Origin of the sequence: Nonomuraea turcica (genome assembly GCF_030718205.1) — a bacterium.
Taxonomy (GTDB): Bacteria; Actinomycetota; Actinomycetes; order Streptosporangiales; family Streptosporangiaceae; genus Nonomuraea.
This window is the reverse complement of the sequence record NZ_JAUZQF010000026.1, coordinates 92,527-117,658: the sequence shown is the minus strand read 5'-3', so window position 1 is coordinate 117,658 and position 25,132 is coordinate 92,527. Positions and strand designations below refer to the sequence as shown.

At 69.7% G+C, this 25,132-nt stretch carries 22 protein-coding genes; 15 read left to right on the top strand and 7 right to left on the bottom strand.

The genetic code is table 11. The features are described from left to right. Window positions 1–66: 66 nt before the first annotated feature. Complete coding sequence (locus tag Q9G87_RS47505; RefSeq protein WP_305923258.1) at window positions 67–555, bottom strand: MarR family winged helix-turn-helix transcriptional regulator; 489 nt, start codon at window positions 553–555, stop codon at window positions 67–69. A gap of 67 nt (window positions 556–622) precedes the next feature. After that, window positions 623–1,342 (bottom strand): dienelactone hydrolase family protein, encoded by a 720-nt coding sequence (locus Q9G87_RS47500; protein ID WP_305923257.1) that lies wholly within the window; start codon window positions 1,340–1,342, stop codon window positions 623–625. Between the two features lie 209 nt (window positions 1,343–1,551). On the opposite strand from Q9G87_RS47500, the gene Q9G87_RS47495 reads away from it, so the two are divergent. Continuing rightward, complete coding sequence (locus Q9G87_RS47495; RefSeq protein WP_305923256.1) at window positions 1,552–1,854, top strand: DUF3817 domain-containing protein; 303 nt, start codon at window positions 1,552–1,554, stop codon at window positions 1,852–1,854. Window positions 1,855–1,935: 81 nt separating this feature from the next. On the opposite strand, the gene Q9G87_RS47490 is transcribed toward Q9G87_RS47495, so the two are convergent. Further along, window positions 1,936–3,819 (bottom strand): adenylyl cyclase, encoded by a 1,884-nt coding sequence (locus Q9G87_RS47490; RefSeq protein WP_305923255.1) that lies wholly within the window; start codon window positions 3,817–3,819, stop codon window positions 1,936–1,938. Window positions 3,820–4,070: 251 nt separating this feature from the next. Between Q9G87_RS47490 and Q9G87_RS47485 the strand changes: the two genes are divergently transcribed. The 4 genes from Q9G87_RS47485 to Q9G87_RS47470 all read left to right on the top strand — a co-directional run bounded on the left by Q9G87_RS47485 (window position 4,071) and on the right by Q9G87_RS47470 (window position 6,262). Further along, complete coding sequence (locus Q9G87_RS47485) at window positions 4,071–4,436, top strand: chorismate mutase (RefSeq protein WP_305923254.1); 366 nt, start codon at window positions 4,071–4,073, stop codon at window positions 4,434–4,436. Window positions 4,437–4,553: 117 nt separating this feature from the next. Then, complete coding sequence (locus Q9G87_RS47480; protein ID WP_305923253.1) at window positions 4,554–5,063, top strand: hypothetical protein; 510 nt, start codon at window positions 4,554–4,556, stop codon at window positions 5,061–5,063. A gap of 4 nt (window positions 5,064–5,067) precedes the next feature. Then, window positions 5,068–5,580 carry an RNA polymerase sigma factor gene (locus Q9G87_RS47475; RefSeq protein ID WP_305923252.1) on the top strand — a complete coding sequence of 171 codons (513 nt, stop codon included), beginning with the start codon at window positions 5,068–5,070 and terminating at the stop codon, window positions 5,578–5,580. Then, entirely contained in the window at window positions 5,564–6,262 is a 699-nt protein-coding gene (locus tag Q9G87_RS47470) for a zf-HC2 domain-containing protein (RefSeq protein WP_305923251.1), read from the top strand. The genes Q9G87_RS47475 and Q9G87_RS47470 overlap by 17 nt, the downstream gene beginning before the upstream one ends. Before the next feature lie 47 nt (window positions 6,263–6,309). Here Q9G87_RS47470 and Q9G87_RS47465 read toward each other — a convergent pair whose 3' ends face one another. Further along, window positions 6,310–7,176 (bottom strand): helix-turn-helix domain-containing protein, encoded by an 867-nt coding sequence (locus tag Q9G87_RS47465; RefSeq protein ID WP_305923250.1) that lies wholly within the window; start codon window positions 7,174–7,176, stop codon window positions 6,310–6,312. Window positions 7,177–7,263: 87 nt separating this feature from the next. Here Q9G87_RS47465 and Q9G87_RS47460 point away from each other — a divergent pair, with 87 nt between their 5' ends. After that, a complete protein-coding gene (locus Q9G87_RS47460; RefSeq protein ID WP_305923249.1) occupies window positions 7,264–7,740 on the top strand; it encodes an SRPBCC family protein in 477 nt (158 codons plus the stop codon). 10 nt (window positions 7,741–7,750) lie between these two features. Here the strand turns inward: Q9G87_RS47460 and Q9G87_RS47455 are convergent, their stop codons facing one another. Then, a complete protein-coding gene (locus Q9G87_RS47455; protein WP_305923248.1) occupies window positions 7,751–8,314 on the bottom strand; it encodes a carboxymuconolactone decarboxylase family protein in 564 nt (187 codons plus the stop codon). A gap of 368 nt (window positions 8,315–8,682) precedes the next feature. Here Q9G87_RS47455 and Q9G87_RS47450 point away from each other — a divergent pair, with 368 nt between their 5' ends. Further along, window positions 8,683–9,072: a copper chaperone PCu(A)C gene (locus tag Q9G87_RS47450; protein WP_305923247.1), complete on the top strand. Its 390-nt coding sequence runs from the start codon at window positions 8,683–8,685 to the stop codon at window positions 9,070–9,072. A gap of 195 nt (window positions 9,073–9,267) precedes the next feature. After that, window positions 9,268–11,661: an excinuclease ABC subunit UvrA gene (locus Q9G87_RS47445; RefSeq protein WP_305923246.1), complete on the top strand. Its 2,394-nt coding sequence runs from the start codon at window positions 9,268–9,270 to the stop codon at window positions 11,659–11,661. 56 nt (window positions 11,662–11,717) lie between these two features. Here Q9G87_RS47445 and Q9G87_RS47440 read toward each other — a convergent pair whose 3' ends face one another. Beyond that, window positions 11,718–12,650, bottom strand: coding sequence for a LysR family transcriptional regulator (locus Q9G87_RS47440; protein WP_305923245.1), 933 nt, complete (start codon window positions 12,648–12,650; stop codon window positions 11,718–11,720). Between the two features lie 68 nt (window positions 12,651–12,718). Here Q9G87_RS47440 and Q9G87_RS47435 point away from each other — a divergent pair, with 68 nt between their 5' ends. The 7 genes from Q9G87_RS47435 to Q9G87_RS47405 all read left to right on the top strand — a co-directional run bounded on the left by Q9G87_RS47435 (window position 12,719) and on the right by Q9G87_RS47405 (window position 24,865). Then, a complete protein-coding gene (locus Q9G87_RS47435) occupies window positions 12,719–14,140 on the top strand; it encodes a sensor histidine kinase (RefSeq protein WP_305923244.1) in 1,422 nt (473 codons plus the stop codon). A gap of 98 nt (window positions 14,141–14,238) precedes the next feature. After that, the gene (locus Q9G87_RS47430; protein ID WP_305923243.1) at window positions 14,239–17,070 is read left to right on the top strand and encodes a BTAD domain-containing putative transcriptional regulator; all 2,832 of its coding nucleotides are present in this window, start codon (window positions 14,239–14,241) and stop codon (window positions 17,068–17,070) included. 159 nt (window positions 17,071–17,229) lie between these two features. Then, window positions 17,230–18,600: an NAD(P)/FAD-dependent oxidoreductase gene (locus tag Q9G87_RS47425; protein ID WP_305923242.1), complete on the top strand. Its 1,371-nt coding sequence runs from the start codon at window positions 17,230–17,232 to the stop codon at window positions 18,598–18,600. A gap of 80 nt (window positions 18,601–18,680) precedes the next feature. Beyond that, complete coding sequence (locus tag Q9G87_RS47420) at window positions 18,681–20,174, top strand: serine/threonine-protein kinase (RefSeq protein WP_305923241.1); 1,494 nt, start codon at window positions 18,681–18,683, stop codon at window positions 20,172–20,174. Window positions 20,175–20,321: 147 nt separating this feature from the next. Beyond that, window positions 20,322–21,725 carry a glucose-6-phosphate dehydrogenase gene (zwf, locus tag Q9G87_RS47415; RefSeq protein WP_305923240.1) on the top strand — a complete coding sequence of 468 codons (1,404 nt, stop codon included), beginning with the start codon at window positions 20,322–20,324 and terminating at the stop codon, window positions 21,723–21,725. Between the two features lie 6 nt (window positions 21,726–21,731). Further along, window positions 21,732–22,505, top strand: a complete 774-nt coding sequence (locus Q9G87_RS47410) for a beta-phosphoglucomutase family hydrolase (protein WP_305923239.1) — start codon at window positions 21,732–21,734, stop codon at window positions 22,503–22,505. Beyond that, window positions 22,502–24,865 carry a glycoside hydrolase family 65 protein gene (locus Q9G87_RS47405; RefSeq protein ID WP_305923238.1) on the top strand — a complete coding sequence of 788 codons (2,364 nt, stop codon included), beginning with the start codon at window positions 22,502–22,504 and terminating at the stop codon, window positions 24,863–24,865. Before Q9G87_RS47410 ends, Q9G87_RS47405 begins: the two co-directional genes overlap by 4 nt. Before the next feature lie 16 nt (window positions 24,866–24,881). On the opposite strand, the gene Q9G87_RS47400 is transcribed toward Q9G87_RS47405, so the two are convergent. After that, window positions 24,882–25,052 (bottom strand): hypothetical protein, encoded by a 171-nt coding sequence (locus Q9G87_RS47400; protein ID WP_305923237.1) that lies wholly within the window; start codon window positions 25,050–25,052, stop codon window positions 24,882–24,884. Window positions 25,053–25,132 lie beyond the last annotated feature (80 nt).

Genomic DNA, 25,132 nt, shown 5'->3' with positions numbered 1-25,132 from the left:
CTCCCGTCTCAAGTCGACATGAGAGACCGTAGCAGATGGTTCCGTAATAGACGATCCTCTTCGGACCTACTTTCCGCGCTCCCGTGCCCTTCGCGTCTGCTGGGCTCCCTCGGCGGGGGCGGCAAGATGCCCGCTGACCAGGCGATTCAGGGCGCGGACCAGGACCTCGCGCTCGTCCTCGGGCAATGCGGTCAGCGCCGCCCGATGCACGCCGTCCACGATCTCCTGGCTGCGCCTGGCGATCGCCGCGCCTGTGTCCGTGACCGCGATGATGCGTGCGCGGCGGTCGGTGCTGGACGGGCGGCGCTCGGCGTAGCCGGCCTTCTCCAGTGCGTCGACCGTCACCACCATCGTGGTCTTGTCCATGTCGCCGAGCTCGGCGAGCTGGATCTGGGTGCGCTCCTCCTCCAGTGCGTGGACCAGCACGCAGTGCATGCGCGACGTCAGCCCGATCTCGGCCAGCGCCGCCGACATCTGGGTGCGCAGCACGTGGCTGGTGTGGTCGAGCAGGAAGGACAGGTCTGTTTCTGTACGCGCGGGAGCCATCGCTGTCATGTCATCAGCCTACCCAAGTCGTCCCGGTGCGGATTATCTGCGATGGAACGATGAGGCGGCGCCCACGTCAGCCGTTGGCGACGTACTTGTCGAAGAAGGCGAAGGTACGCTGCCACGCGTCGTCCGCTGCCGGCTGGACGAGGCCGTGCCGCAGCGGGAACAGCGCGAGTTTCGCGAGGGGGTGGTGGCCGTCGGTCATAAAGGAATGCCCGGCCGCCGCATAGATCTCGACGTCGTGCTCGAGGCCGAGCGCCCTCATATGCTCCTGCAGCCGCGTGCCGTGCGCCCGGAAGCCTCGGTCCCGCCCGCCGTAGGAGCCCACGACCGGACACACCGTCCGCAGTTCTTCCTGGTCGCGGGGAACCGCGCCGTAGTTCACCGATGCGGCCCGCACACCGGGGGGCGTGCTCGCCGCGTAGGCGAGGGCGAACCCACCGCCCATGCAGAATCCGATCACGCCGAGCCGGCTGCCGTCGACGTCATCGCGGTCTGCCAGCCATTGCCGGGTCGCGTCGATGTCGGCGGTCGGCCGCCCCGGCTTACCGGTCGTGAACTGGTGCATGGCCCGCGCCAGGCATCCGATTCTGGTGCCGTGACTGTACAGATCAGGCAGGATTGCCGCATATCCATGCTCGGCGAACCGGTCGACCACATCCAGCATGTCCGGTTCGATGCCGTAGATCTCATGCACGACCACCGCCCCCGGCCATCCGGCCGCAGGTGCGGCCCCCTCCGGCAACGCCACGGTCGCGTCAAGTGAACTGCCGTCCGGCAGCGGAATGCGCACGTGTTGCCTCATCAGCGTCCTTAGCCGACCCGGTTCGACGGGAAACTATTGGTGGGAAAGATCACGGCCGGTCGTTCTGCCGGTGTAACCACAGTGCTCTACGCATCGTAGAGTAAGTGACGTTGCCTCCAGAAGCCCCGAGCGACCTCTGGGCGCGGTGGATCTGGGAAGTCGCTGTAAGTCTGGCAAATCTTGAAAGGTGGCGTGTGGTGGAGCTTCGTCTGTTCCGACTCGTGGCGATCGCTGAGGCGCTGTCGTGGACGGGGCTGCTCGTCGGTATGTTCTTCAAGTACATCGTGGTGGTCGGCGAGCTCGGCGTGAAGATCTTCGGTCCGATCCACGGCGCACTGTTCCTGCTGTACGTCGCCGCTGTGTTCTCTACCGGGCGCGCCCACGGCTGGCGTACCGGGACGATCGTGCTCGGCCTGGCCTGCGGGGTGCCCCCGTTCGCCTCGGTATGGTTCGAGCGGCGCATGTCCCGGGCGGCGGAGGTCGCCCCCGAAGCCGTCTGACCCAGCTCCCCGTTCGTACACCGTCGCGATGTACGGCCCGGTGGGCCGGGGTGCGGAGACTCCGGCCCACCTGGGCGGCCTCTAAGGGGCCGGGTAGTCCGCGACGTACACCGGCACACCGACCTTGGTCGTGTCGGCCGCGTCACCCACGCCGTTGACGACATGGTCGATGATTCCGGCGCTGAGATTGACCGTCATGATGTGGTGCAGCTTGACGCCCGGGCTCTGCGGAACCTCGAAGCCGTTCTCGGTGTGGATCTGCGGGTTGTTCTGGTTGAAGACGTAGACCCCGCCGCCGTAGAGGCGGTGCGTCTTCACACGGTCGCCGACCTTGTAACCGGCCCAGCCCTCGACCTCGCCGTTCATCCAGTCGGCCTGGGTCGGCGGGTCGTACGGCAGCTCGTTCTGGTAGAGGATCGTCGTGCCGTCGTCGCCGTTCCAGACGGTGTTGTACTGCTGGAAGTGCTCGACGAACAGGCCGGTCGCGGTCACGTGGTCCCCGTTGATGATGGCGCCGTTGCGGCCGAGGTTGGTGTTCCAGCGCTGGGTGTCGGTGAAGCCCTCGACACCGTGGTCGGCGCGCCACACCCAGGCGTGGTCGATGAGCACATTGTCGCTGTTGACCTCGAGCGCGACGTCGGTCTTGCCGACGTGCGGCCCGCCGACCCGGAAGTACACGTCGGACAGCGTCGTCGGGTTGTCCGCCGAGCTCCAGCGCGGCCCGTGCTTCTTGCCCACCCTCAGCAGGACAGGCGACTTCTCGAGACCCGCGTCGACGGTCATACCGGCGACGACGACGCCGGGGACGTCGGCGACGTCGAGCGGGGTCGAGCCGTGGACGGCGGTGAGCGTGGCGTGCCCGAGACCGAGGACGACCGTGTTCGGGCGCTTGATCTCGATGCTCCGCGCGATGTCGTACACGCCGGGCGTCAGCAGCAGGTGCTTGCCGCGGGCCAGCTGGCTGTTGATGACCTGCACCGAGTCCGACGGCTTCGCGACGAAGAAGTCGCTGATCGGCAGCGTACGGCCCGGTGTCATGCCGCCGGCCCACGTGATGCCGCGCGTGTCCTTCCGAGCGGCGGGCACGCGGACCTTGTACTTGCCCTGCGCGTCCACGAAGAGGTAGGGCTTCTCCCGGCTGAGGGGAGTGGCGTCGAGGGTCGTGTACGGCGGGCTTGGGAACGCGGCGTCGTCCGGTGCGCCGACGACGCCGGAGAAGACCTGGTTCCACACGCCGTTCGACCAGCCGGCGACCTCACTGTTGCGGGTCAGCCACTGCTGTTGCGATCCGTTCGTGACGGACGGCAGCTTGGAGTCGGCGATGAAGCCCCCGCTGGCGTACTGCGGGCCGGCGGTGCAGTAGTCCATCAGCGACAGGTTGCCGCCGCTGATGTTGAGCCGGCGCAGGGACACCGCCTGGGAGACGGCCCAGAAGTTCGCCGTCGCCCGGCAGCCGTCCTGGCCGGCCGCGTTGACGTTGATCGACAGGTTGGACAGGGTGCGCCAGAAGTTGACGAGCGCGAGACAGTTGGCGGTTCCACCGTCCGCCAGGCAGCGGTTGTAGACCTCGACCTTGCCGTTGATGACGACGTCGGTGGGGGAGGCGCCCAGGCCGGCGATCTCGGTGTAGTAGCCGACCTTGATCTGGAGCGGGTGCTCCGCGGTCCCGTACGTGCCAGGCTTGAAGAGGTAGGCGTGGCGCGTGGCGCCCATCTCGTTGTCGACCTGAGCGGCATGTGCGGCGTCGAGGGTCGCCTGGATGTCGCTGACCGGCATGCTCGGATCGAAGACGGTGACGTTCGGCCCGAGATCAGGAGCGCCGGGGGCCGGCGATGTGGCGGTCGCGGCCGTTCCCGCCGTCATGACGGCGGTGGCCAGCACGAGACCGGCCGTTAACGCCCGGGCGATGTGCCGGCCGGGGCTCCGGCTCGTGCGACTCCCGTCGCCGGGAGGCTGGGTCGTCATACGGGTCGTCCTTTCCGCTGCCGCCGGATCAACGAGAGAGCGCTCTCTCGCGACCAGCGCTCGTATCAAGGTCAGAAAAGGTGTGGAACGTTTCTACCGTGTGAACCGGGCGGATCACAAGTGCACGAACCGCGTCTGCCCGTAGCCGGGGATCCTCTGGCCGTCGCCTCGGCTCTCCAGAGCGCAGGAACCTTACTATGATAGGTTTTTCCGGCAAGAGGATCATAGCAAGTTTAAGTGGGAATACCCTTATGTCTGAACTTTATGGGCACTCCGACGGCACTACGGCCGAAGACGAATCTGATCCCCATGCGCTCGCCCGAAAAGAGTTGCAGCGACTCCGTGACAGCATTGACAACCTTGATGCCGCACTGATTCACCTTCTTGCGGAGCGATTCAAGTGCACCAAGGAGGTCGGCAAACTCAAGGCGCAATATGAGCTGCCGCCTGCGGATCCCGAGCGGGAAGCCCAGCAGATACGCCGGCTGCGTCTCCTGGCAGAGGAGTCGAAGCTCGATCCTGTTTTCGCCGAGAGATTTCTGGGTTTCATCATCGAAGAAGTCGTCAGGCATCATGAATTGATAGCCAACAGCATGTCGGCGGCGCGCGGGAATTAGCCGGTCTTCCCGGAGCATCGCGGCAAGCACCCTGGAGTCGCGCGGGGCGCAATCAGCGCCGCCTGTCATCCGTCCGTAGGGGTAGCAGGAAAGACAAGCTCTCCTAAGGAGCCCGCGATGGCCATCGAACCTCTGGCAACTCGGCTGGCTCGCGGCGCGGTGGGTGGCCTGATCTCCGGCTTGATCTTCGCCGGGGTCACCATGTGGTTCGCCTCCACCCAGCCGCCCGGCAAGGCCGACATGCCGCTGCACATGATCGCCAGCATGGTGCAGGGCGGCCGGGAAGCAATCATGGCGGGGCAGACCAGCATCTGGGTGGGACTGGTGGTGCACCTGGCGCTGTCCATGGCCTTCGGCCTGGTGTTCGCGCTCATTGCCCCGTGGCTGCGCTCCAACGGCACCGTCGCCCTGGTCGGCACCGTGTACGGCGCCCTCTTGTACGTGGTCAACTTCCTGGTGATCTCGCCGCTACTGTTCCCGGTGTTCCGGGACGCCAACCAGCCGTTCGAGCTGTTCGCCCACGTGGTGTTCGGCACGGTGCTGGCGTTCTTCTTCTACGGATCCGGCGTCCGGCGCCCGGAGGGCTTCCTGGCGATCGGCTCGCCCGGCCGGGCCACGACCCACTGAGACCATGACCCGGCGGCAGGAGCGATTCCTCCAGGCGACCATGCCCGCGTCGGACCTGGTCCACAACCTGGCCCGGCGGCTCACCACCTGCGCCGCCGACGCCGAGGACCTGGTCCAGGAGACCTACACGCGGGCGTGGGCAGCCTGGCAGGACGGCCGCCGCCCGCGCAAGGCGGCGCCGTGGCTGGCCACGATCTGCCTCAACCTGGGCCGCGACCGGCTGCGCCGTACCGCCAACCGCGCCGAGACGAGCTGGCAGCCCGGCTTCGACCCGCCGGGGCCGGCGGACGTAGAGGACGAGGCGATCAACCACTCGCTGATCGAAACGGCCATCCGGCGGCTTCCCATCGACGAGCAGATCGCCCTGGTTCTGATGGACCTGTGCGGGTTCACCGCCGCCGAGGTCGCCGCCATCACCAACAGCCCGCGGGGGACCGTGCTGTCCCGGGCCCATCGCGGCCGCAAGAAGCTGGCGCACACCATCGAGGGGGTGAGGCCGAATGCGCCACGATGCTGAAAGGGATGCCGCCGCCTACCTCGCCGGCGAGCTCAGCACGCTGCGCCGCATCCGGTTCGAGCGGCACATGCTGGACTGCCGCGCGTGCTGGAGTGAGGCCAACACCGCACGTGAGGGCCGGATCCTGGCCGAGTCGCTGCGCGAGGCGGCTCCGGCCTCGACCCGGGAGCGGATCCGGGCGGTTGCCGACGTCCCCGCCGAGTCCTCGGTGCGGCAGCGCACCCGCTGGCCGTACGTGCTGGCCGCGGCCACCGCGGTGCTGGTGGTCCTGGCCGCCGTGGTCATCCCGCAGGTGATGGAGCGCCGGCAGCCCGCGCCCCTGGTGGCCGCTGCCGCGCTGCTGAAGTCCAACGCCCTGACGCTCAGCCGTGAGCCTGTTCCCGCGATGAAGACCATCGGAACGTACGGCTGGCGCGGCACGACCCAGCGCGACCTGGCCGGCATCCCGGCGACCATCTACGACTACGCCGCCCCGGAGGGGCGCCGGCTGCTCGTCATCGCCTCCTCTCAGGAATTCCCTCGCGCCAGGAATGCCCGTGACCTCGACCCGGCCCCGAGCTGGCTGGCGAGGGTCGACGAGGCATCCCTGCTGTGCGCGGACAAGCACGGCCTGTCCTGGCTCGCCGCGGCAACCGATGACGCGGCGGCTCTGAGAGCCGGCCGCGCGCTCGGCCTGACCTGACCGCCGACCGCCTCGCTGCGATCAACCCTCATCGCGGGCATCCGCGCCTACGCGATCGGGCCCGCGGCGCCCTGCCACGAGCGATCGTCGATCAGGCCGGTCTCGTCGGCATGATCGGGATCTCTGGGCGTGGCGGCTCGGAAGAACTCTTCGGCTGGGCGGTCTTGGGGATAGATGAGCTCGATGCGCAGGTCGTCGAGGGTGATCTCGACCGCGGTGTCGAAGCGGGCGGTCAGCGTGATGGTGCGGATCACCGCGTCACCGGCACGGAACCACGGGCAGACGACCAGGCCGTCCTCGTGGTCGCCGGCGGGAGGGGCGAGGTCGGCGACGGCGTCCTCGGCGCACGCGACGAGCGCGCGCAGCCTCTCGTCCAGCGGCGCCTGGCGTAACTGCCTGCGCAGCCGGCTCAGCACCGCCCAGGCCACGTCTGTCCAGTTGACGATGGCCTGGCGCAGTGTCGGGTCGGTGAGATAACGCTGAAGCAGGTTGGCGCCGATCAGATCTGAACCGAACAGCACGCCCGCCGCCTTGTTGGCCGCCACCACACGGGCATGACCGTCCAGCACCAGAGCGGGGAAGGGCTCATGCGCGGCCAGCAGCCGATCGATGGCCGAACGGAAAGGCCGCAACTCTGCGGCATCCGGGGCGGCCTGCGGGTAGGCCGGGGGCCATCCGGCGGCCTGCAGCAGCTGGTTGCGTTCACGCAGCGGGAGATCGAGCACCTCGGCCAGACGCAGCGTCATGTCCCGGCCCGGTCGTGAACGTCCGGTCTCCAGGAAGGAGATGTGCCGGGCGGTGGAGCCGGACAACGAGGCCAGCTGCAGCTGGCTGATGCCGCGCACGTGCCGCCAGTGCCGCAACCGCATGCCGAAGGGAGTGACCTCGTCAAGGTGCGTGGCGGGGACGGCCATGCCGTCAGGGTGTCAGATTTCGTGCCGGGTGCTCCATTCCCCGATAGGGAATTGCCCGCCGCACGCCACGACGGCGACGGTGTCGGTATGACCGACATCTCCGCGGCGATCATCGTCGCCGCTCCGGCCGAGCGGGTGTGGCAGCTGGTCGCGCACCACTTCGCCCAGGTCGATGCGTGGGCCACGGCCGTCCGCTCCTCGCATCCGCTGCCGGAACGCCCCATCGTGCCCGGAGCTCCGGTGGCCGGCCGGGTGTGCCGGACCGGCCTGCCCGGCCTGTCGCAGGTGACCGAGCGCATCGTGGCCTACGACGAGGCCACGCGGACGCTGACCTACGAGGCCCGCCTGCTACCCGGGCTGATCCCGCAGGCACGCAACCAATGGGAAGTCGTGCCGATCGGCGACACCCACAGCCGCGTGAGCACGCACGGCAGCGTCCAGACACAGGGCATCCCCGGCATGCTGCTCTATCTCCTGCTGCGGCCCTTCCTCACGCTCGCCGGCCGCCGATTCCTGCGCGACCTGCGCCGCCACGTCGATCGGGAAATGTCGCGGTCCGGGTGACGCGTCCGGATCAGACGCGGGCGTGGTCGCGGCTCCATTCCTGATCCTGCCACGCAGGGTCAAGGGGCGTGTGCGCGATGTGGTTGGTGTAGTTGGACAGCGTCTTCATGCCGATGCCGAGCACGATGTCCAGCACGTGGCGGCGGGCGTAGCCGGCGGCCAGGAACGCTTCGATCTCGGTGTCGTTCACCCAGCCGCGCTGGGCGACCATGGCCTGGGTGAGGCGTCGCGCCGCCTCCAGGCGGGTGTCGTCGAGCGTCTTGCCCGCGCGCAGCGCTGCCACGACCTGCTCTGGTACGCGGGCGCGCAAGGCGAGGGTGGAATGCGCGGCCACGCAGTACTCGCAGCCGTTCTCCACGCTCGCGGTGATCCAGACCACGTGTTTGGCCGGTCCCGGGAGCGAGGACTTGCCGAACAGCTCGGCCAGGGCGTTGTAGCCGGCCAGCAGTTCCGGTGACTCGGCCATCACGCCGTTCAGTGTGGTGACGAACCCCATCCGCCTCTTGGCCGCTTCCAGTTGCGGCCGGGCCTCCTCGGGTGCGTTGTTCTCGTCGTAGACCTGGAAATCAACCATCAGAACTCCCATCCTGGAACGATTGGTCCAAGATAGGGCGTCGGGCGCGCAAGGTCAACGCGATGCGTTCGGCAAAGTTGTAGGCGGGTACATCCTGCATGCGGTCAGGCCTCCGCAGGCGGCGCCCGCCGACCACAGCACTCCCCTCATCACGGCCTGACCAGAGCAGCCGGAACATCACGGGGGAGCGCGATATGGGGACATCACATGGGGCCTTGCGCGTCAGCGCAAGGCGAGTAACGCTTCGACTCCTCCTGGCGCTCTGTGTGCTGTCGCCCCTTGTGGCCTGTAACCCTGCTCAACGGGAGTCCCCTCTTCCCCAGTCCACCCGGAACCGGGAGGGCCTGGTCGATGCGCAGGTCGGCGCGATGCAGCTGCTGCACGTCCACATTCTGGCCCCGCCCATGGACCAGCAGAAAACCGGCGACGACCTGGGCCTGTACCTGACCCTGGTCAACCGCAGCGACACACCTCAGCAACTCGACGGCGTCAGCACCGTGCACGCCCAAAGCGTCGCTTACCGCGCAAGACCGTCCGCCCCCCGGCAAGCTGTCAAGGTGACGGTCCCCGCTGGCGGCGTCCTCTCACTTCAACAAGGGCAGGACCGTCCGCACCTGGAACTCATCGACATCCGTCGCCCGCTCGGGGCCACCCCGATCGACGTCACGTTCCGCCTCTCCACCGGTACGACCACCTTGCGCATTCCGGTGCTGCCACTGTCACGAGGAGCTGGATCGCCCACGCCCGGCGCCAGCTAAGCGAGCAGGAATCGAGAAGCGCCGGTCGGCGAGCCGTAGTTAGCGTGACTGTCATGGACATCACCTCCAGGACGACTCGTCCTCCTGAGCCTGCGCCGACACAGGAAACCGGACATACTGCTCAGAGCTGCTCAGATTGAGCGAGGCGACCGGATGGAGACCGCGCAGGCGGCTCCATCCAGAGACGGAGAAAGGATGAGCATGGCCACGACGACGGACACGCAGTCGCCTGCGCCGCACGCTGCCGACAGCCACGACTTGATCCGCGTGCACGGCGCGCGCGTGAACAACCTCAAGGACGTCAGCGTCGAGATCCCCAAGCGCCGGCTGACGGTGTTCACGGGCGTGTCCGGCTCGGGCAAGAGCTCTCTGGTGTTCGGCACGATCTCCGCGGAGTCGCAGCGGATGATCAACGAGACGTACAGCGCGTTCGTGCAGGGCTTCATGCCGACGCTGGCGCGGCCTGAGGTCGACGTACTCGAAGGGCTGACGACCGCGATCATCGTCGACCAGCAGCGGATGGGCGCCGACCCCCGCTCCACGGTCGGCACCGCCACCGACGCCAACGCGATGCTGCGCATCCTCTTCAGCCGGCTCGGGCAGCCGCACATCGGCTCGCCCCAGGCGTTCTCCTTCAACGTCGCCTCGATCAGTGGAGCGGGTGCGGTCACCCTGGAGCGCGCCGGACGGACCGTGAAGGAGCGCCGCGACTTCAGCATCACCGGCGGCATGTGCCCGCGCTGCGAAGGCCGGGGCACGGTCTCCGACATCGACCTCACCCAGCTCTACGACGACTCCAAGTCGATCGCCGAGGGCGCGTTCACCATCCCTGGCTGGAAGTCGGACAGCTGGTGGACCGTGCGCATCTACGCCGAGTCCGGCTTCCTCGACCCGAACAAGCCGATCCGCGAGTTCACCAAGAAGGAGATGCACAACTTCCTCTACCGGGAGGCGACCAAGGTGAAGGTCGAGGGCGGGACCTTCACGTACGAGGGGCTGATCCCGAAGGTCCAGAAGTCGTTCCTGTCCAAGGACCGGGAGGCGATGCAGCCGCACATCCGGGAGTTCGTGGACCGGGCCGCCACCTTCACCTCCTGTCCCGAGTGCGGCGGCACCCGGCTCAGCGAGGCGGCCCGGTCGTCGCGCATCGGCGGGATCAGCATCGCCGACGCGTGCGCGATGCAGATCAGCGACCTGGCCGAATGGATCCGCGGCCTTGACGAGCCGTCGGTGGCGCCGCTGCTCGCCACGCTGCAGCGGACCCTCGACTCATTCGTGGAGATCGGGCTGGGCTACCTCTCGCTGGAGCGGCCGTCGGGCACGCTGTCGGGCGGCGAGGCACAGCGCGTCAAGATGATCCGCCACCTCGGCTCCTCACTCACCGACGTCACCTACGTCTTCGACGAGCCCACCATCGGGCTGCACCCGCACGACATCCAGCGGATGAACAACCTGCTGCGGCGGCTGCGGGACAAAGGCAACACGGTGCTCGTCGTGGAGCACAAGCCGGAGGTGATCGCGATCGCCGACCACGTCGTCGACCTCGGCCCCGGCGCCGGTACGGCGGGCGGCGCGGTCTGCTTCGAGGGCACCGTCGAGGGGCTGCGCGCCGCCGGCACCATCACCGGCCGCCATCTCGACGACCGGGCCGCACTCAAGGAGACGACCCGCAAGCCCACCGGCACGCTGGAGATCCGCGGCGCGACGGCGAACAACCTGCGCGAGGTCGACGTCGACATCCCGCTCGGCGTGCTCGTCGTCGTCACCGGCGTCGCCGGCTCCGGCAAGAGCTCGCTCGTGCACGGGTCGATCCCCGGCGGTGCGGGCGTGGTGTCGATCGATCAGGGCGCGATCCGCGGCTCACGACGGAGCAACCCGGCGACCTACACCGGGCTGCTCGATCCGATCCGCAAGGCGTTCGCGAAGGCCAACGGTGTGAAGCCGGCGCTGTTCAGCGCCAACTCCGAGGGCGCCTGCCCCGTCTGCAACGGCGCCGGCGTCATCTACACCGACCTGGCGATGATGGCCGGCGTCGCCACCACCTGCGAGGAGTGCGAAGGGAAGCGGTTTGCGGCATCGGTGCTGGACCACCACCTCGGCGGCCGCGACATCAGCGAGGTGCTCGCGATGTCGGTGACCGAGGCCGAGGAGTTCTTCGGCGCCGGCGAGGCGCGTACGCCGGCCGCGCACGCCATTCTCGGCCGGCTCGCCGACGTCGGGCTCGGTTACCTCACCCTCGGTCAGCCGCTCACCACGCTGTCCGGCGGCGAGCGGCAGCGGCTCAAGCTGGCCACCCACATGGCCGAGAAGGGCGGTGTCTACGTCCTCGACGAGCCCACCTCCGGCCTCCACCTCGCCGACGTCGAGCAGCTGCTCGGTCTGCTCGACCGGCTCGTGGATGCCGGCAAGTCGGTCATCGTCGTCGAGCACCACCAGGCGGTCATGGCGCACGCCGACTGGATCATCGACCTCGGCCCCGGCGCCGGTCACGACGGCGGCCGGATCGTCTTCGAGGGCACACCCGCCGACCTCGTCGCCGCCCGCTCCACCCTCACCGGCGAGCATCTCGCGGCCTACGTCGGCGCCTGACCGAGGCCACTAGGCCGCCCACCGGCCACGGCCGACCGCATCGGCACGTCACCTGATCATCGGTCAGCCCCGCCGCCTGGTGTGGCCGATGCCCGTGCCGTGGCGGGTGGCCGGTGGCGTTGCGCTCGGGGCGGGGCGGTTGCGTACAGCTGACGGGTCATGTCCACCAGGGCGTCCAGGAGCGGGGGCGGGTCGTCCTTCCACCAGGCCAGCCGCACGTCGATGGGGGGCGCGTCGGTGACGACGCGGTAGGCGACGCCGGGACGGGGATTCTGGTTGGCGGTGGCCTCGGCGGTCATTCCGACGGCCTGGCCGGCGGCGATGAGAGTGAGCCACTCGTCGACCCCGTCGATGCTGCGGGTGCTGACCGGCTGGGCGTCGGGCGGCCACAGGTCCAGGCTGGTCGTACCGCTGCGGTAGTCGATCGCGACGGTGTAGCGGGCGAGATCGGCCAGCCGCAGGGAGCGGCGCCGGGCGAGGGCGTTGTCGGTGTCCACCGCGGCGTAGCGGTACTCGATGCCGATCGAGGCGGTTTCGAAGCGGTCGTCGGCGAGGGGCCGGCGGATCACGGAGACGTCGGCGATGCCCTCGCTGAGACCGCCCGTCGGGGTGTTGGAATGGACGAACACCAGCGACACCCCGGGATGGGCGGCGGCCCACGTCTTCTGCAGGCGCCGTGTGTGCTTGCCCATGGCGGCGTAGGCGTAGCCGACGCGGAGCTCCGTACGGGAGTCCTCGGCGATCCGCTGAAGGAAGGCGACCTCGTCGAGGATGCGCCGGGCGTGGGCGACGACGCGGCTACCTGGGCCGGTGAGCAGGACGTGATGTGTGGAACGATCCAACATGCGAGTGCCGAGGGTGGTCTCGAGGGCGGCGATCGAGCGCGAGACGGCGGCCTGCGAGCAACCGAGCATGGCTGCCGCGTCGGTGAACGTGCCCGCATCGACGACTGCGACGAGCATCCGGAGATGGCGCAGCTGCACATCCATACGCCTAGCGTATAAAACGGACAAAATACTCATTTCCGTCACCCTGTGATGGGTCTGAGACTGAAGGTATGACCTGGTCTCTGAAGAGTTCCATCCGGGCGCGATACGCGCTGGCCATGGGCGTGTTCTCGCTGATCGTCCTTTCCGCGCTCGGCGCGACGCTGGACCTGGCGATCCGGGCCAAGGTCCAAATGATGGTCTTCAACGAGGCCGAGCGGGTGGCGAGTCAATGGAGCGCGGCGGCCCGCACCGGCGTTGTCCCGCACCGGATCCCCGCCTCCGGCCACGTCGAGCTCATCCAGGTCGTCGACGCCCACCAGCGGGTCGTGGAGTCCAGCAAGATGGCATCGGACACCCTTCCGCTCAGCCGGGTCCGCCCGCCGCCGGATGACCGGTTCCAGCGCTACATCGAGTGTCCCTGGGGCGGCCACTGCCTCATGCTGATGGCCATCCGGCTGAGTCCGGCGCCGGACGCCGGCGTCGTCTACGCAGGCCTTCCCGAGCCCGACGTCCTGTCCACGCATCGCCTCGAATACGTCATCGGCACGGGGATCGCCCTCCTCGTCGCCGTCGCGGCATGGACGACGTGGCTGCTGGTAGGGCGTACGCTGCGTCCCGTCGAGGCGATCCGGGCGCGGATATCGGAGATCACGGTCAGCGATCTGAGCCTGCGGGTCCCCGTTCCGCCGGGCCGGGACGAGATCGCACAGCTCGCCGTCACCGCCAACCAGACACTCGCCCACCTGGAGGGCGCGGTGGAGCAGCAGCGCCGGTTCGCCTCGACCACCTCACACGAGCTGCGAAATCCGATCACCGGGCTGCGCGCGCAATTGGAGGAGGCGGCGCGGTACCCCGATGACGTCGACCCGCACGAGACGATCCGCACCGCATTGTCGGCCACGGACCGGTTGGAGGCGATCGTCGACGACCTGCTGCAGCTGGCCCGCCTGCGGGCCGCCGAACCCACCCCTCCGGAGCACATCGACCTGGGCGAGCTGGTCGCCACGGAGGTGAACGTCAAAACCGGCCGCGTGCCGGCCGACATCCGCGCACCCCGCGGGCTCGTGATCCGCGGGCATCGGATGCAGCTCATCCGGGTATTGGACAACCTCCTGGCCAACGCGCAGCGGCATGCCGAGTCCGCGGTCGGCGTCACCGTCGAGCAGGACGAGGACGAAGCCGTCGTCGCGGTGACCGACGACGGCCCGGGCGTCGCCCCTGCCGATCGGGAGCGCATCTTCGAACGCTTCGTCCGCCTGGACGACAGCCGCAGCCGGGATCCCGGCGGAAGCGGGCTCGGCCTGGCCATCTCCCGTGACATCGCCCGCGCCCACAACGGCAGCCTGGAGGTCGAGGACTCACCACGGGGAGCCAGGTTCGCGCTGCGGCTCCCGCTCGTTGACCGGGTTCACAGCCCTTCCGGCGACGCGTACACCAACTCGTTCGAGCATGACGACGTCGGTGGGAACGGGCAGCTGGTGGACCGGTAGATCTGCCGGGCTGTGGGCCGCGTGTACTTCTTCGAATATGTGGATGATTCGGATATTCTCACAGCGCGTGCAGGACGGCGGGAGGTCTGCTGGTGAGCGTGACCGAGGACGTGAGGTTCGGCGTTCTGGGGCCGCTCCGGGCCGAGGTCAGCGGTCGCCCCGCAGGGCTCGGCGGCCCGCGTCAGCGGGCCGTGCTGGCGCTGCTGCTGATCGCGCGGGGCAGGAGCGTCTCGGCAGAGCGGATTCTCTCCGAAGTGTGGGAAGGCACGCGACTTCCCTCCCTGACGACACTCCATGGGTACGTGGCCGATCTGCGCAAGACGCTGGAGCCGGAAAGGCCGCCCGGCGCTCCGGCCCGCCTGCTGGTACGCGAGGGACCCGGATACGCCCTTCGGGCGGCACCCGCCGCGGTGGACGCCGAGCGTTTCACCGATCTGGCCGCTCGCGGCCGGCGCGCGCTGGAGGGCGGCGACCCTGAACTCGCCGCGGACCTGCTCGGACAGGCGCTCGCGCTGTGGCGGGGCCCGGCCTATGCCGACTTCGGCCCGGCGGCCTTCGCGGTGCCCGACGCGACCCGGCTGGAGGACCTGCGGGCCACGGTCTGCGAGGACAGACTGGCCGCCGTCATCGCATCCGGGCAGCACGCCGCTGCCGTGGGCGAGCTGGAGGCACTGATCGCCGAGCAGCCGCTGCGGGAGCGAGGCTGGGAGTTACTGGTCCTCGCCTTATACCGGTCGGGACGGCAGGCCGACGCGCTCGCCACCCTGCGAGCCGTACGCAGGAAACTGGCCGACGAACTGGGCATCGACCCGGGACGCGGCCTGCGCGAGCTGGAGGCGGCCGTACTCGCCCAGGACCCGCGGCTGGCCCCGGAGCCCGCTGAGCCCAGCCGCATGTCGTACCCACCGGCCGCGGCTCCGGCACCGCACTCGGGCAATCTGCCGTTCACGCTGTCCAGCTTCGTCGGCCGCGACGGTGACCTCGCGGCCGTCGCAGCTCTGCTGGACGGGCACCGGCTGGTCACGCTCACCGGCCCGGGCGGCGTCGGCAAGACGCGCCTGGCCTTGGAAGTCGCACGCGCCCGTACTGACGCCGACGGGCCCTGGCTCGTGGAGATCGCCGGTCTGCACGCACCCGAACTGCTCACCGCGACCATGGCCGCCGCCCTAGGGCTGCCTACCGCGGCATCTCCCGATCAGCTGGCCGGGATGATCGCCGGCCGCGACATGCTGATCGTCCTGGACAACTGCGAGCATCTGCTGGTCCCCGCCGCCATGCTCGTCCACACCCTGCTGACCCGCTGCGGCACCGTACGGATGCTGTGCACCAGCCGCGAACCCCTGGGCATCTCGGGCGAAACGGTCTACGAAGTACCGCCCCTGGACGCCGCCACGGAGGCCGCGGACCTGTTCGTGCGCCGTGCGGCGGCCGTCTCGCCCGGCTGGGTGGCCGAGCCGGGCGACAGGGAAAGGATCGCCGCCCTGTGCGCGCGGCTCGACGGCATCCCGTTGGCCATCGAACTCGCCGCCGCGCAAAGCCGGGCGCTGTCCGTCGCCCAGATCGCCGATGCCGCGGAGGATCGCTTCACCCTGTTGGTGGACGGATCAGTCGGACGGCCGGACCGCCATCGCACTCTCCTGGCCACGGTCGCCTGGAGCGACCAATTGCTGCAGCCGGAGGAGCGCCGGCTCTTCCACCGGCTCGCCGTGTTCGAAGCCGGTTTCGACCTGGAGGCCGCCGCCGCGGTCGGAGGAGTCGATCCCGTCCTGCCGCCGCTGTCGGCGTTGGTCCGCAAATCGCTGGTCACCGCCCAGCCCGGCACGGCGCCACGCCGCTACCGGATGCTGGAGACCCTGCGCCAGTACGCCATGGCCGCGCTCTCCCCGGACGAGACGGCCCAGGCACAGGAACGCCACCGCGCCTGGGCCCTGGCCAGGGCTGAGAACGCCGATCGTCATCTCCGCGGCCCGCAGGGAGCGGCGTTGCTGAGCGGGCTGAGCCGCGATCAGGCGGAGTTCCGGGCCGCGTTCGCCTCGTCGCTGGCGGCGGGTGACGGCGAGTACGCGCTCCGGCTGAGCGGCGCGCTGTTCTGGTTCTGGTTCCGCATGGGGCATGTCGGGGAGGGCCTCGCCTGGCTGTCCGAGGCGTTCGCGGCGGCCCCGCGAGCCGGTGCGGACATCCGGGCGCGTGCCTGGTACGCGCTCACGGGGCTGCACTACCTGGCCGGACAGCCGCCGCAGGCGTACCAGGCGGCCTGTTCGGCGATCGAGGAGGCCCGCCGGGCCGGCGACCCGGTGACGGAGGCGGGCGCGGCCGCCTACGCCGCCTACCTGGGCCTGCTGGCCGGGGTGGCGCTTGACGCCGAGGCCCTCACCCGCGAGGCCGTCGAGCTGGCCCGGCGCAGCACTCTGGACTGGCTGGAGGCCGAAACGCTCATGGTCCGGGGCATGGCCCTGCGGGTGCTGGGGGATCTGCCGGGCGCCGACGGGGTCTTTCGTGAGGCCATCGACGCCGCTCGCGCCAGTGGCCACGACTGGGCCGCGGACGGGGCGGCCTGGTGCGACATGAAGACGGCCTCGGACCGCGGGGACGGCGCTCGGGCACTGGCCATCGCGGCGGACATCCTGGCCACGATGGACCGTTACGGAGACATCTCCTTCTGGCTGGTGACGGTGCACAGCGCGGCCCGCGCCCTCGCGCTGACCGGCCGGGCCGAGCACGCGGCGGTGCTGATGGGGGCCGTGGAGGCCATCGGCAAGCGAGCCGGCGTCTCCCCGGAGCTGATGGACCCGTTGGACGGGCCGCGCGAGGCCGCCGCCGTTCGCGGGGCGCTTGCGCCGGAGGAGTACGAACGCCATGCGGCCCGCGGGCGCGCCATGTCTCGGCAGGATGCGAGCGCCCTGCTCAGCTCGTTGATCGCTGGACAATGATCCGCTGATCGCAGCCGCCCCCGCCATCGGCCGGGGCGCTAGAAGCCTGGGAAGTCGCTGGGGAAGCCCGTTCCCAGCGGCCCTGAAGCAGGCCGGCCCACTCTCGTTGTGGTGAACGCGGCGCCGCCCGGTCCGGGCGGCCGGACAACGAGGTGAACCATGATCAAGCGAATCGGACACGCCGTCGTCGCGGGTGCGGGGATCGGCGGGCTCCTGGTGGCCCGGGTGCTCAGTGAGACGTTCGAGCGGGTCACGGTGATCGACCGTGACGCGTTGCCCGCCGAAGGAGTCGCCCGGCGAGGCGTGCCGCAGGGGCATCACGCGCACGGGATGTTGTCCCGGGGCTGCGAGATCCTCGAGGACCTGTTCCCCGGGCTGACCGCGGACCTGGTCGCCGCGGGCGCCACCACCTGCGACATCCAGGACGACGTCCGCTGGTACAACGACGGCCGGCTGCTGCACCCCGCGCCCTCGCGACTGCGCGGCCTGACGGTCAGCCGGCCCGAACTCGAACGGTATCTGCGGTCCCGGGTGGCGGATCTTCCCGGCGTGGCGATCCACGAGCGCTGCGAGGTGGTCGAGCCGATCGCCGGCGGGGATGGCGCCGTCACCGGAGTACGTCTGCAGCGTCCGGGGCTCCAGCCCGAGGACATGGCCGCCGATGTCGTGGTGAACGCCGTGGGCCGGGGAAACCGGGGTGCGGAGTGGCTGCGCCGACTGGGATACGAGCCCGCACCGGAGGAACGTGTCGACTCCCGGCTGCAGTACGTTTCGCGTGAGTACCGGCGCCGGCCCGGCGACGCCGACTTCGTCGCCATGGTCGTGGGGCACAGTACCTCGGTCCCGAGGGGCGGCGTCGCCCTCAGCGGGGAGGGAGACCGCTGGCTCGTCACCCTGTTCGGCATGGGCGACGACGTCCCGCCCATCGACTCTGACGGATACCACGGGTTCGCCGCCCGGCTCCCGGTCCCCGATCTACACCGCCTCCTGGAGCGTCTGGAACCGCTGGGGGAGCCGCGGCGGATGCGCATCCCCGTGAGCATTCGGCGCCGCTACGAACAGCTGAGCCGGTTCCCCGAGGGCTATGTGGTGTTCGGTGATGCCCTGTGCCAGTTCAATCCCAGCTACGGGCAGGGCATGACGGTGGCCGCCTGCGAGGCCGTCGCCCTGCGTGAGTCCTTGCAGGACGGCCGACGCGACGGCCTGGCCCGCCGCTTCTTCGAGCGGGCCGCGCGGATCATCGACGTGCCCTGGGACCTGTCGGTCGGTGGTGATCTGCGGTTCCCGTCCGTCGAGGCTCCACGTCCTCTGCGTGTGAAGCTGCTCAACCGCTACATCTCACGCCTCCACGTGGCCGCGGAGGCGGACCCGGCGGTCGGGCACGCCTTCCTGAGCGTCGCCAACCTGCAGGCCCCGCCACAGCGCCTGTTGTCGCCCGGCATCCTGGCCCGGGTGCTCCGGCCGCGTCCCAGCGGCGTCCCCGCCCACCCCCGGCTTCCTGCCCGGGAGCAGCTCCCGGCCGGTCAGTGACGCATCGGCCGACTCGGCATGGGCAGGCGTACCCGTAAGGTTAGGCCGCAGTTGTGGAGAGTAACCTGATTGGTGCGGACATGCCGGACGTGAAGCCCGTAGTGATTGCCGGGCGGTACGAGTTAATCGAGTTGATCGGCCGGGGCGGCATGGCGGAGGTCTGGCGCGGTCACGATCGGCGGCTGGACGTACTAGTCGCGGTCAAGATCATGAATCCCTTGACGGGAGGCATCGCCGCGGCCGAGCGGTTCGCCCGCGAGTCCAAAGCCGCGGCGCGGATCGCGCACCCCAATGTGGTGACGGTGCTGGACGTCGGGCACGACGAGCGACGGCGCTACCTCGTCATGGAACTGCTCGCCGGTCGCAATCTGGCCGCCGAGCTGGCTGCTCGTGGCCCGCTACCGGTCGCAGAGGCGTGCTATCTGCTCAGCCAGGCCGCTGCTGGGCTGGATGCCGCCCACCAGGTCGGAGTGGTCCATCGTGACATCAAACCCGCCAACCTCCACTTGACCGGCACCGGCGCTTTGAAGATCGTCGACTTCGGGCTGGCCCACCTGGCCAGCGAGGCCTCCCGGTTGACAACGGTCGGCACCATCGTGGGCACCGCGGCCTACCTGGCCCCCGAGCAGATCGACGGCGCCGGCGGGGAGGTCGCGACCGACCTGTACGCGCTGGGCTGCGTGGCGTACGAGCTGCTGAGCGGCCGGCCACCCTTCACCGGCTCGCCCCCCGAGGTGGTCTACCAGCACGTCCACCACTCACCCGCCCCGCCGAGCAGTCACCGGCCGGACATCCCGATCGAGCTGGAGCGACTTGTCCTGGCCATGCTCGCCAAGGATCCCGCCGACCGCCCGGCCGGCGCCGAGCAGGTACGCCAAGGCTTTGCCGCCGTTGCCCATGCGGCCCGCATCCGAGGACGACACGCGCATCAGCCGACGAGGGTGACACCAGTGCCCCCGCCCGGTGTCGCCAGGGCGGGCGATACCCGCCTCTTCGACGCCCCATCGCCTGGCGCCCTGAACGCCGCCGCGCAGCCGGGGCCGGCGGATGGCCGGCGCCTGCTCCTCCAGGTCGCCGCCGCCGTCGCGGTCATCGCGGTCATCACACTGGGTGCCGTGACCGTGTTCTCCGGGTCGGAGGATCACGCCGCGGAGCCATCGCCATCAGCGGCTTCGTCCGACGCTGCCCGCGCGTCGGAACAGCCCCAGCCGACGGCCACCCGCTCGACCACTCGAGCGTCCGTACGGCCGACGCCGTCCCCAAAGGTCACACCGACGCGGCCGGACGCGCGGGATCCGCGGACCTGGCTGGCCGCCCTCGACCAGGCCGTGAGCGCCCAGCAAGCGCAGGGCGGCATTGACGACGAACTTGCCGATAAGGCGCACGAAAAGATCCGCGAAGCGGCCAAGAAGGTCGTCGAAGGCAAGACACAGGAAGCTCGAGAGAAGATCCAGGAGCTCGGCAAGGACCTGGCCGAGGCCAGGAGCGAAGGCAAGCTCGCCAACGGCCCTCTCACGCAGTTCCTCAACCGCTTCGGTCTGGGCGCCGAGCGTGAGGAGGATGATGACGACTGATCGGCCCACCGGGCGAGAGGTACACCGCTGAGCAGCAGGTACGTCATGGCCACGTTGGGTATGGGCGTAGGAGTCTTGGCGTGTCTGCGCCCGTGTCGCCCATCACTTGAAGCGTCGACGCGGCGCAGCGCAGGGGTTGGGGGGCCCGTGGACACGAACGCACAGCAGGGGCAGACCCTGGTGGTCTATGGCATCGCCGGCGACCTCGCCAAGAAGAAGCTCATTCCGGCCTTGTACCGCTTGACCGCCCGTGGCGTGCTGGACGTGCCGGTCATCGGCGTGGACCGCGGCGACCTCAACCCGGCCTGGCTCCGGCGACACGTCCACGACAGCGTCGCGGCCGCGTTCGGCGACGTGGACGAGAGTGTGTGCGGCTCGCTCACCGAGAGGCTGGGTCTGGTCGCCGGCGATGTGACAGAGCCCGCCATATTCGCCGAACTCGGACGGAAGATGGGGGACGCCGCATTCGGCGTGCATTACCTCGCCGTGCCGCCGTCTCTGTTCACGGCCATCGCCCGCGGGCTGGGCGCTGCGGGATTGAACACCCGAGGCCGCCTCGTGGTGGAGAAACCCTTCGGCTCCGATCTCGCCTCCGCCGGGCGGCTCAACGCGGAACTGCACCGATACTTTCCCGAGGACCGGCTGCTGCGTGTCGACCACTTCCTCGGCAAGGAGGCCGTCGAGAATCTCATGGTGTTCCGCTTCGCCAACGGACTCTTCGAGCCCGTGTGGAACCGGTCCCACGTCGCCGCGGTGCGGATCACCATGGCCGAGGCGTTCGACGTCGCCGACCGTGGGGCGTTCTACGACGCGGTCGGCGCCGTGCGTGACGTGGTGCAGAACCATCTGATCCAGGTGCTGGCCTACCTGGCCATGGACGCGCCGGCGGACGGCAGCACGGAGGCGGAGCGTGATGAGAAGCTCCGGCTGTTGCGCGCGGTCCGGACCGTGGACCCGGGCGACGTCGTGCGCGGCCAATACATGGGCTACCTCGACACGCCGGGGGTGGCCGCCGGGTCGACCACCGAGACCTACGTCGCGCTGCGGCTGTGGATCGACAACTGGCGCTGGGCGGACGTCCCGTTCGTCATCACGGCGGGCAAGGCGCTCGCGGTGACCGCCACCCGGATCGACGTCGAGCTCCGCCGCCCGCCACGGATGCTTTTCCTGCCCACCCAGGCCGCGCGGCCACGGCCGAACATCGTGCGGTTCCGGCTGGATCCCGACCCGGGCGTCGACCTCAATCTGCTGGCCAAGGAACCGGGCGAGACCAACGCCACCCGGGAGGTGCCCATGTCGGTCAGCTTCGCCACCGCGCTCGGTCAGCCCGAAAGCGCCTACGAGCGGATCCTGACCGATGCGCTCGCCGGGGAGCTGCGTCACTTCGCCCGCCAGGACACCGTGGAAGAGGCCTGGCGCATCGTCGATCCCGTCCTCGACAAAACCGCGCCGGAGCCGTACGAGCCGGGGACCTGGGGCCCGCCCGGCGCCGACCGGCTCGTCGGAAGGCCAACCAGCGAGCTCGGCGGCCAGGCCGGGAAGCCGGGGTGAGCACGCATGGGCACATCGACGCTCGGGCTGCCTGAGGGAGTGCGCGGATGTCTGTTCGACATGGACGGCGTGCTGACGCGCACCGCGACAGTGCACGCCAAGGCATGGAAGTCGATGTTCGATGAGTTCCTGCGGAAGTGGGCCGAGCGGACGGGGAGCCCCTTCGTGCCGTTCGACCCGGTTACCGACTACGACCGGTACGTCGACGGGAAGAAGCGGCAGGACGGGGCGAGAAGCTTCCTGACCGCGCGGGGCATCACCCTTCCGGAGGGGTCGCCTGACGATCCGCAGGATGCGATGACTGTCTACGGGTTGAGCAACCGGAAGAACGCCCTCGTCCAGGAGGTCATCGACCGGGACGGCGTGGAAGCGTTCCCCGGCTCAGTCCGTTATGTGCTGGCCGTACGAGATGCGGGGTTGCGCACGGCGGTGGTGTCGTCGAGCGCCAACACCGCGCGGGTTCTGTCGGCCGCCGGGCTCGACGGGTATTTTCAGGCGCGGATCGACGGTGTGGTGGCTCAGGAGCGGCGGCTGGCGGGCAAGCCGGCCCCGGACATGTACCTGGCGGGGGCCGAGGCGCTGGGGCTGCCGCCTGCGCAGGCGGCGGTGTTCGAGGACGCGCTGGCGGGGGTGGCGGCCGGCCACGCGGGCCGGTTCGCCTGCGTCGTCGGCGTCGACCGGACCGGGCAGGCGGACGCGTTGCGCCGGCACGGCGCCGACATCGTGGTCTCCGACCTCGCCGAGCTGCTGGATGCGCAGGAACGGGGAGGCGGCTCATGATCCGGCATCCCGCGTTCGCGGTGGAGCCGTGGTCGGTGCGGGAGTGCCGGCTCGACCTGGACGTGCTGGCGCAGACCGAGTCGGTGTTCGCGCTGTCCAACGGGCACATCGGCCTGCGCGGCAACCTCGAGGAGGGCGAGCCCTGCGGGGAGCCCGGCACCTACCTCAACGGGTTCTACGAGCTGAGGCCCCTGCCGTACGTCGAGGCGGGTTACGGCTATCCCGAGTCCGGGCAGACGTGCGTGAACGTCACCAACGGCAAACTGGTCCGGCTCCTGGTCGACGACGAGCCGTTCGACGTGCGATACGGCACGCTGCACGAGCACGAGCGCGTCCTGGACCTGCGCGCCGGGACCCTGACCCGCAGGGCCGACTGGAGCTCGCCCACAGGCGGCCGGATCCGGGTCTCCTCCACACGGCTGGTCTCCTTCACCCACCGCGCGGTGGCCGCGATCCGGTACGAGGTCGAGGCCGTCGATGAGGCGCGGCACGTGGTCGTGCAGTCGGAGCTGGTCGCCAACGAGACCCAGCAGTACTTGGGGGGCGATCCGCGCGAGGCCGCCCCCTTGGCGTCGCCGTTGGTCCTGGAGGAGAACATTCCCGCCAAAGAAGGCGTCGCGATCATGGTCCACCACACCCGGGTCAGCGACCTGCGGGTGGCCGCCGCCATGTGTCACGAGCTCGACGGGCCGGAGGGCACGCGGATCGAGGCGCAGGGCGCGGGGGACGTCAGCCGGGTGACCGTCGCCGCACGCCTTGTCCCCGGCCGGCCGTTGCGGCTGGTCAAGCTCTTCTCCTACGGCTGGTCGGCCAGACGTTCCCGGCCCGCCATGCACGATCAGGTCGTCGCGGCGCTGGCGGCCGCGCGCCTGGACGGCTGGGACGGGCTGTGCGCCGACCAGCGGCGCTTCCTGGACGACTTCTGGGAAGGTGCGGACGTGGAGGTCGAGGGCGACGCCGAGGTGCAGCAGGCCGTCCGTTTCGGGCTGTTCCACCTGCTGCAGTCGGCCGCGAGGCTGGAGGACCGCGCCATCCCCGCCAAGGGGCTGACCGGCACGGGCTATGACGGGCATGCGTTCTGGGACACCGAGACCTTTGTGCTGCCCGTGCTCACCCACACGTATCCGCGGGCCGCCGCGGACGCGCTGTCGTGGCGGAAGTCGACCCTGCCGATGGCCGAGGCGCGGGCCGCGCAGCTGGGGCTGTCCGGGGCGGCCTTCCCCTGGCGGACCATCAACGGCCAGGAGTGTTCCGGCTACTGGCCCGCGGGCACCGCGGCGTTCCATGTCAACGCCGACATCGCGTACGCGGTCACGGCGTGTGGTGATGCCACGGGCGATACGGCGTTCGAGCGGGACACCGGCCTGCCGTTGCTGGTGGAGACGGCGCGGCTGTGGCTCGCCCTGGGCCATCACGATGCCGATGGGCGATACCACATCGACGGCGTGACCGGGCCCGACGAGTACAGCGCCGTCGCCGACGACAACGTCTACACCAACCTGATGGCCCAGCAGAACCTGTGGCAGGCAGCCGACGTCGCCGCCCGCCACCCCGGCCGGGCGGCGCAGCTCGGGGTGACCCCGGAGGAGATCACGACGTGGCGTGAGGCGGCGGACGCGATGGTCGTCCCCTATGACGAGCGGCTCGGTGTGCACTCCCAGAGCGAAGGGTTCACGCGGCATGGACTCTGGGATTTCGCCGCCACCAAGCCCGAGCAGTATCCGCTGCTGCTCCATTTCCCCTATTTCGACCTCTACCGCCGCCAGGTGGTCAAGCAGGCCGACCTGGTGCTGGCGATGCACCTGCGCGGGGACGCGTTCACACCCGAGGAGAAGGTCCGCAACTTCGCCTACTACGAGGCGCTGACGGTGCGCGACTCATCGCTGTCGGCCTGCACCCAGGCCGTGATCGCCGCAGAGGTGGGACACCTGGAGCTCGCCTACCGCTACCTCGGCGAGGCGGCCATGATGGACCTGGCGGACCTGGAGAAGAACACCGTCGACGGTGTCCACATGGCCGCGCTGGCCGGGGCGTGGATCGCCCTGGTGGCCGGATTCGGTGGGATGCGCGCCGGCCAGGGCCGGATATGCTGCGCTCCCAGGCTGCCGTCGCACCTCCAACGGCTGGCCTTCCGGCTGCGTTACCGCGACAGCCTGCTAGGTGTCAGCATCACGCGGGAGACCACGACCTACCGGCTGATGCAGGGCCCGCCGATCGCCCTGACCCACCACGGCGAGCAGATCCAGCTCCGAGCCGGGTCCGTCACCCGGCCCAACCCGCCGACTCCGGCGCCGAAGAACCATATCCACCAGCCATCCGGCCGCGAACCCGCCATCCGGGGAAATGACACACCGGGTTGACGCTGTGGTCCGCGGCTCAGGCCGATTCCGCGGCCTCCCCGACTTCCTGCAAGATGACGAAGCGGTGCTGGCTGGCCAGGAAGTGGCCGACGGCGACGATGCCCACGATGGGCCATTCCACGATCTCCAGTACTCCCAGTGCGATGAGAGCCGCGTAGAAGGCGAGGTGCTCGGGCTTGACGACCATGGTTCCGCTCCTTTGAACGATCCGTCGCTGCTCGCTTGCCCTCGACGGATCCGGTAAACGACCGCGGGGTTAAGGTCAGG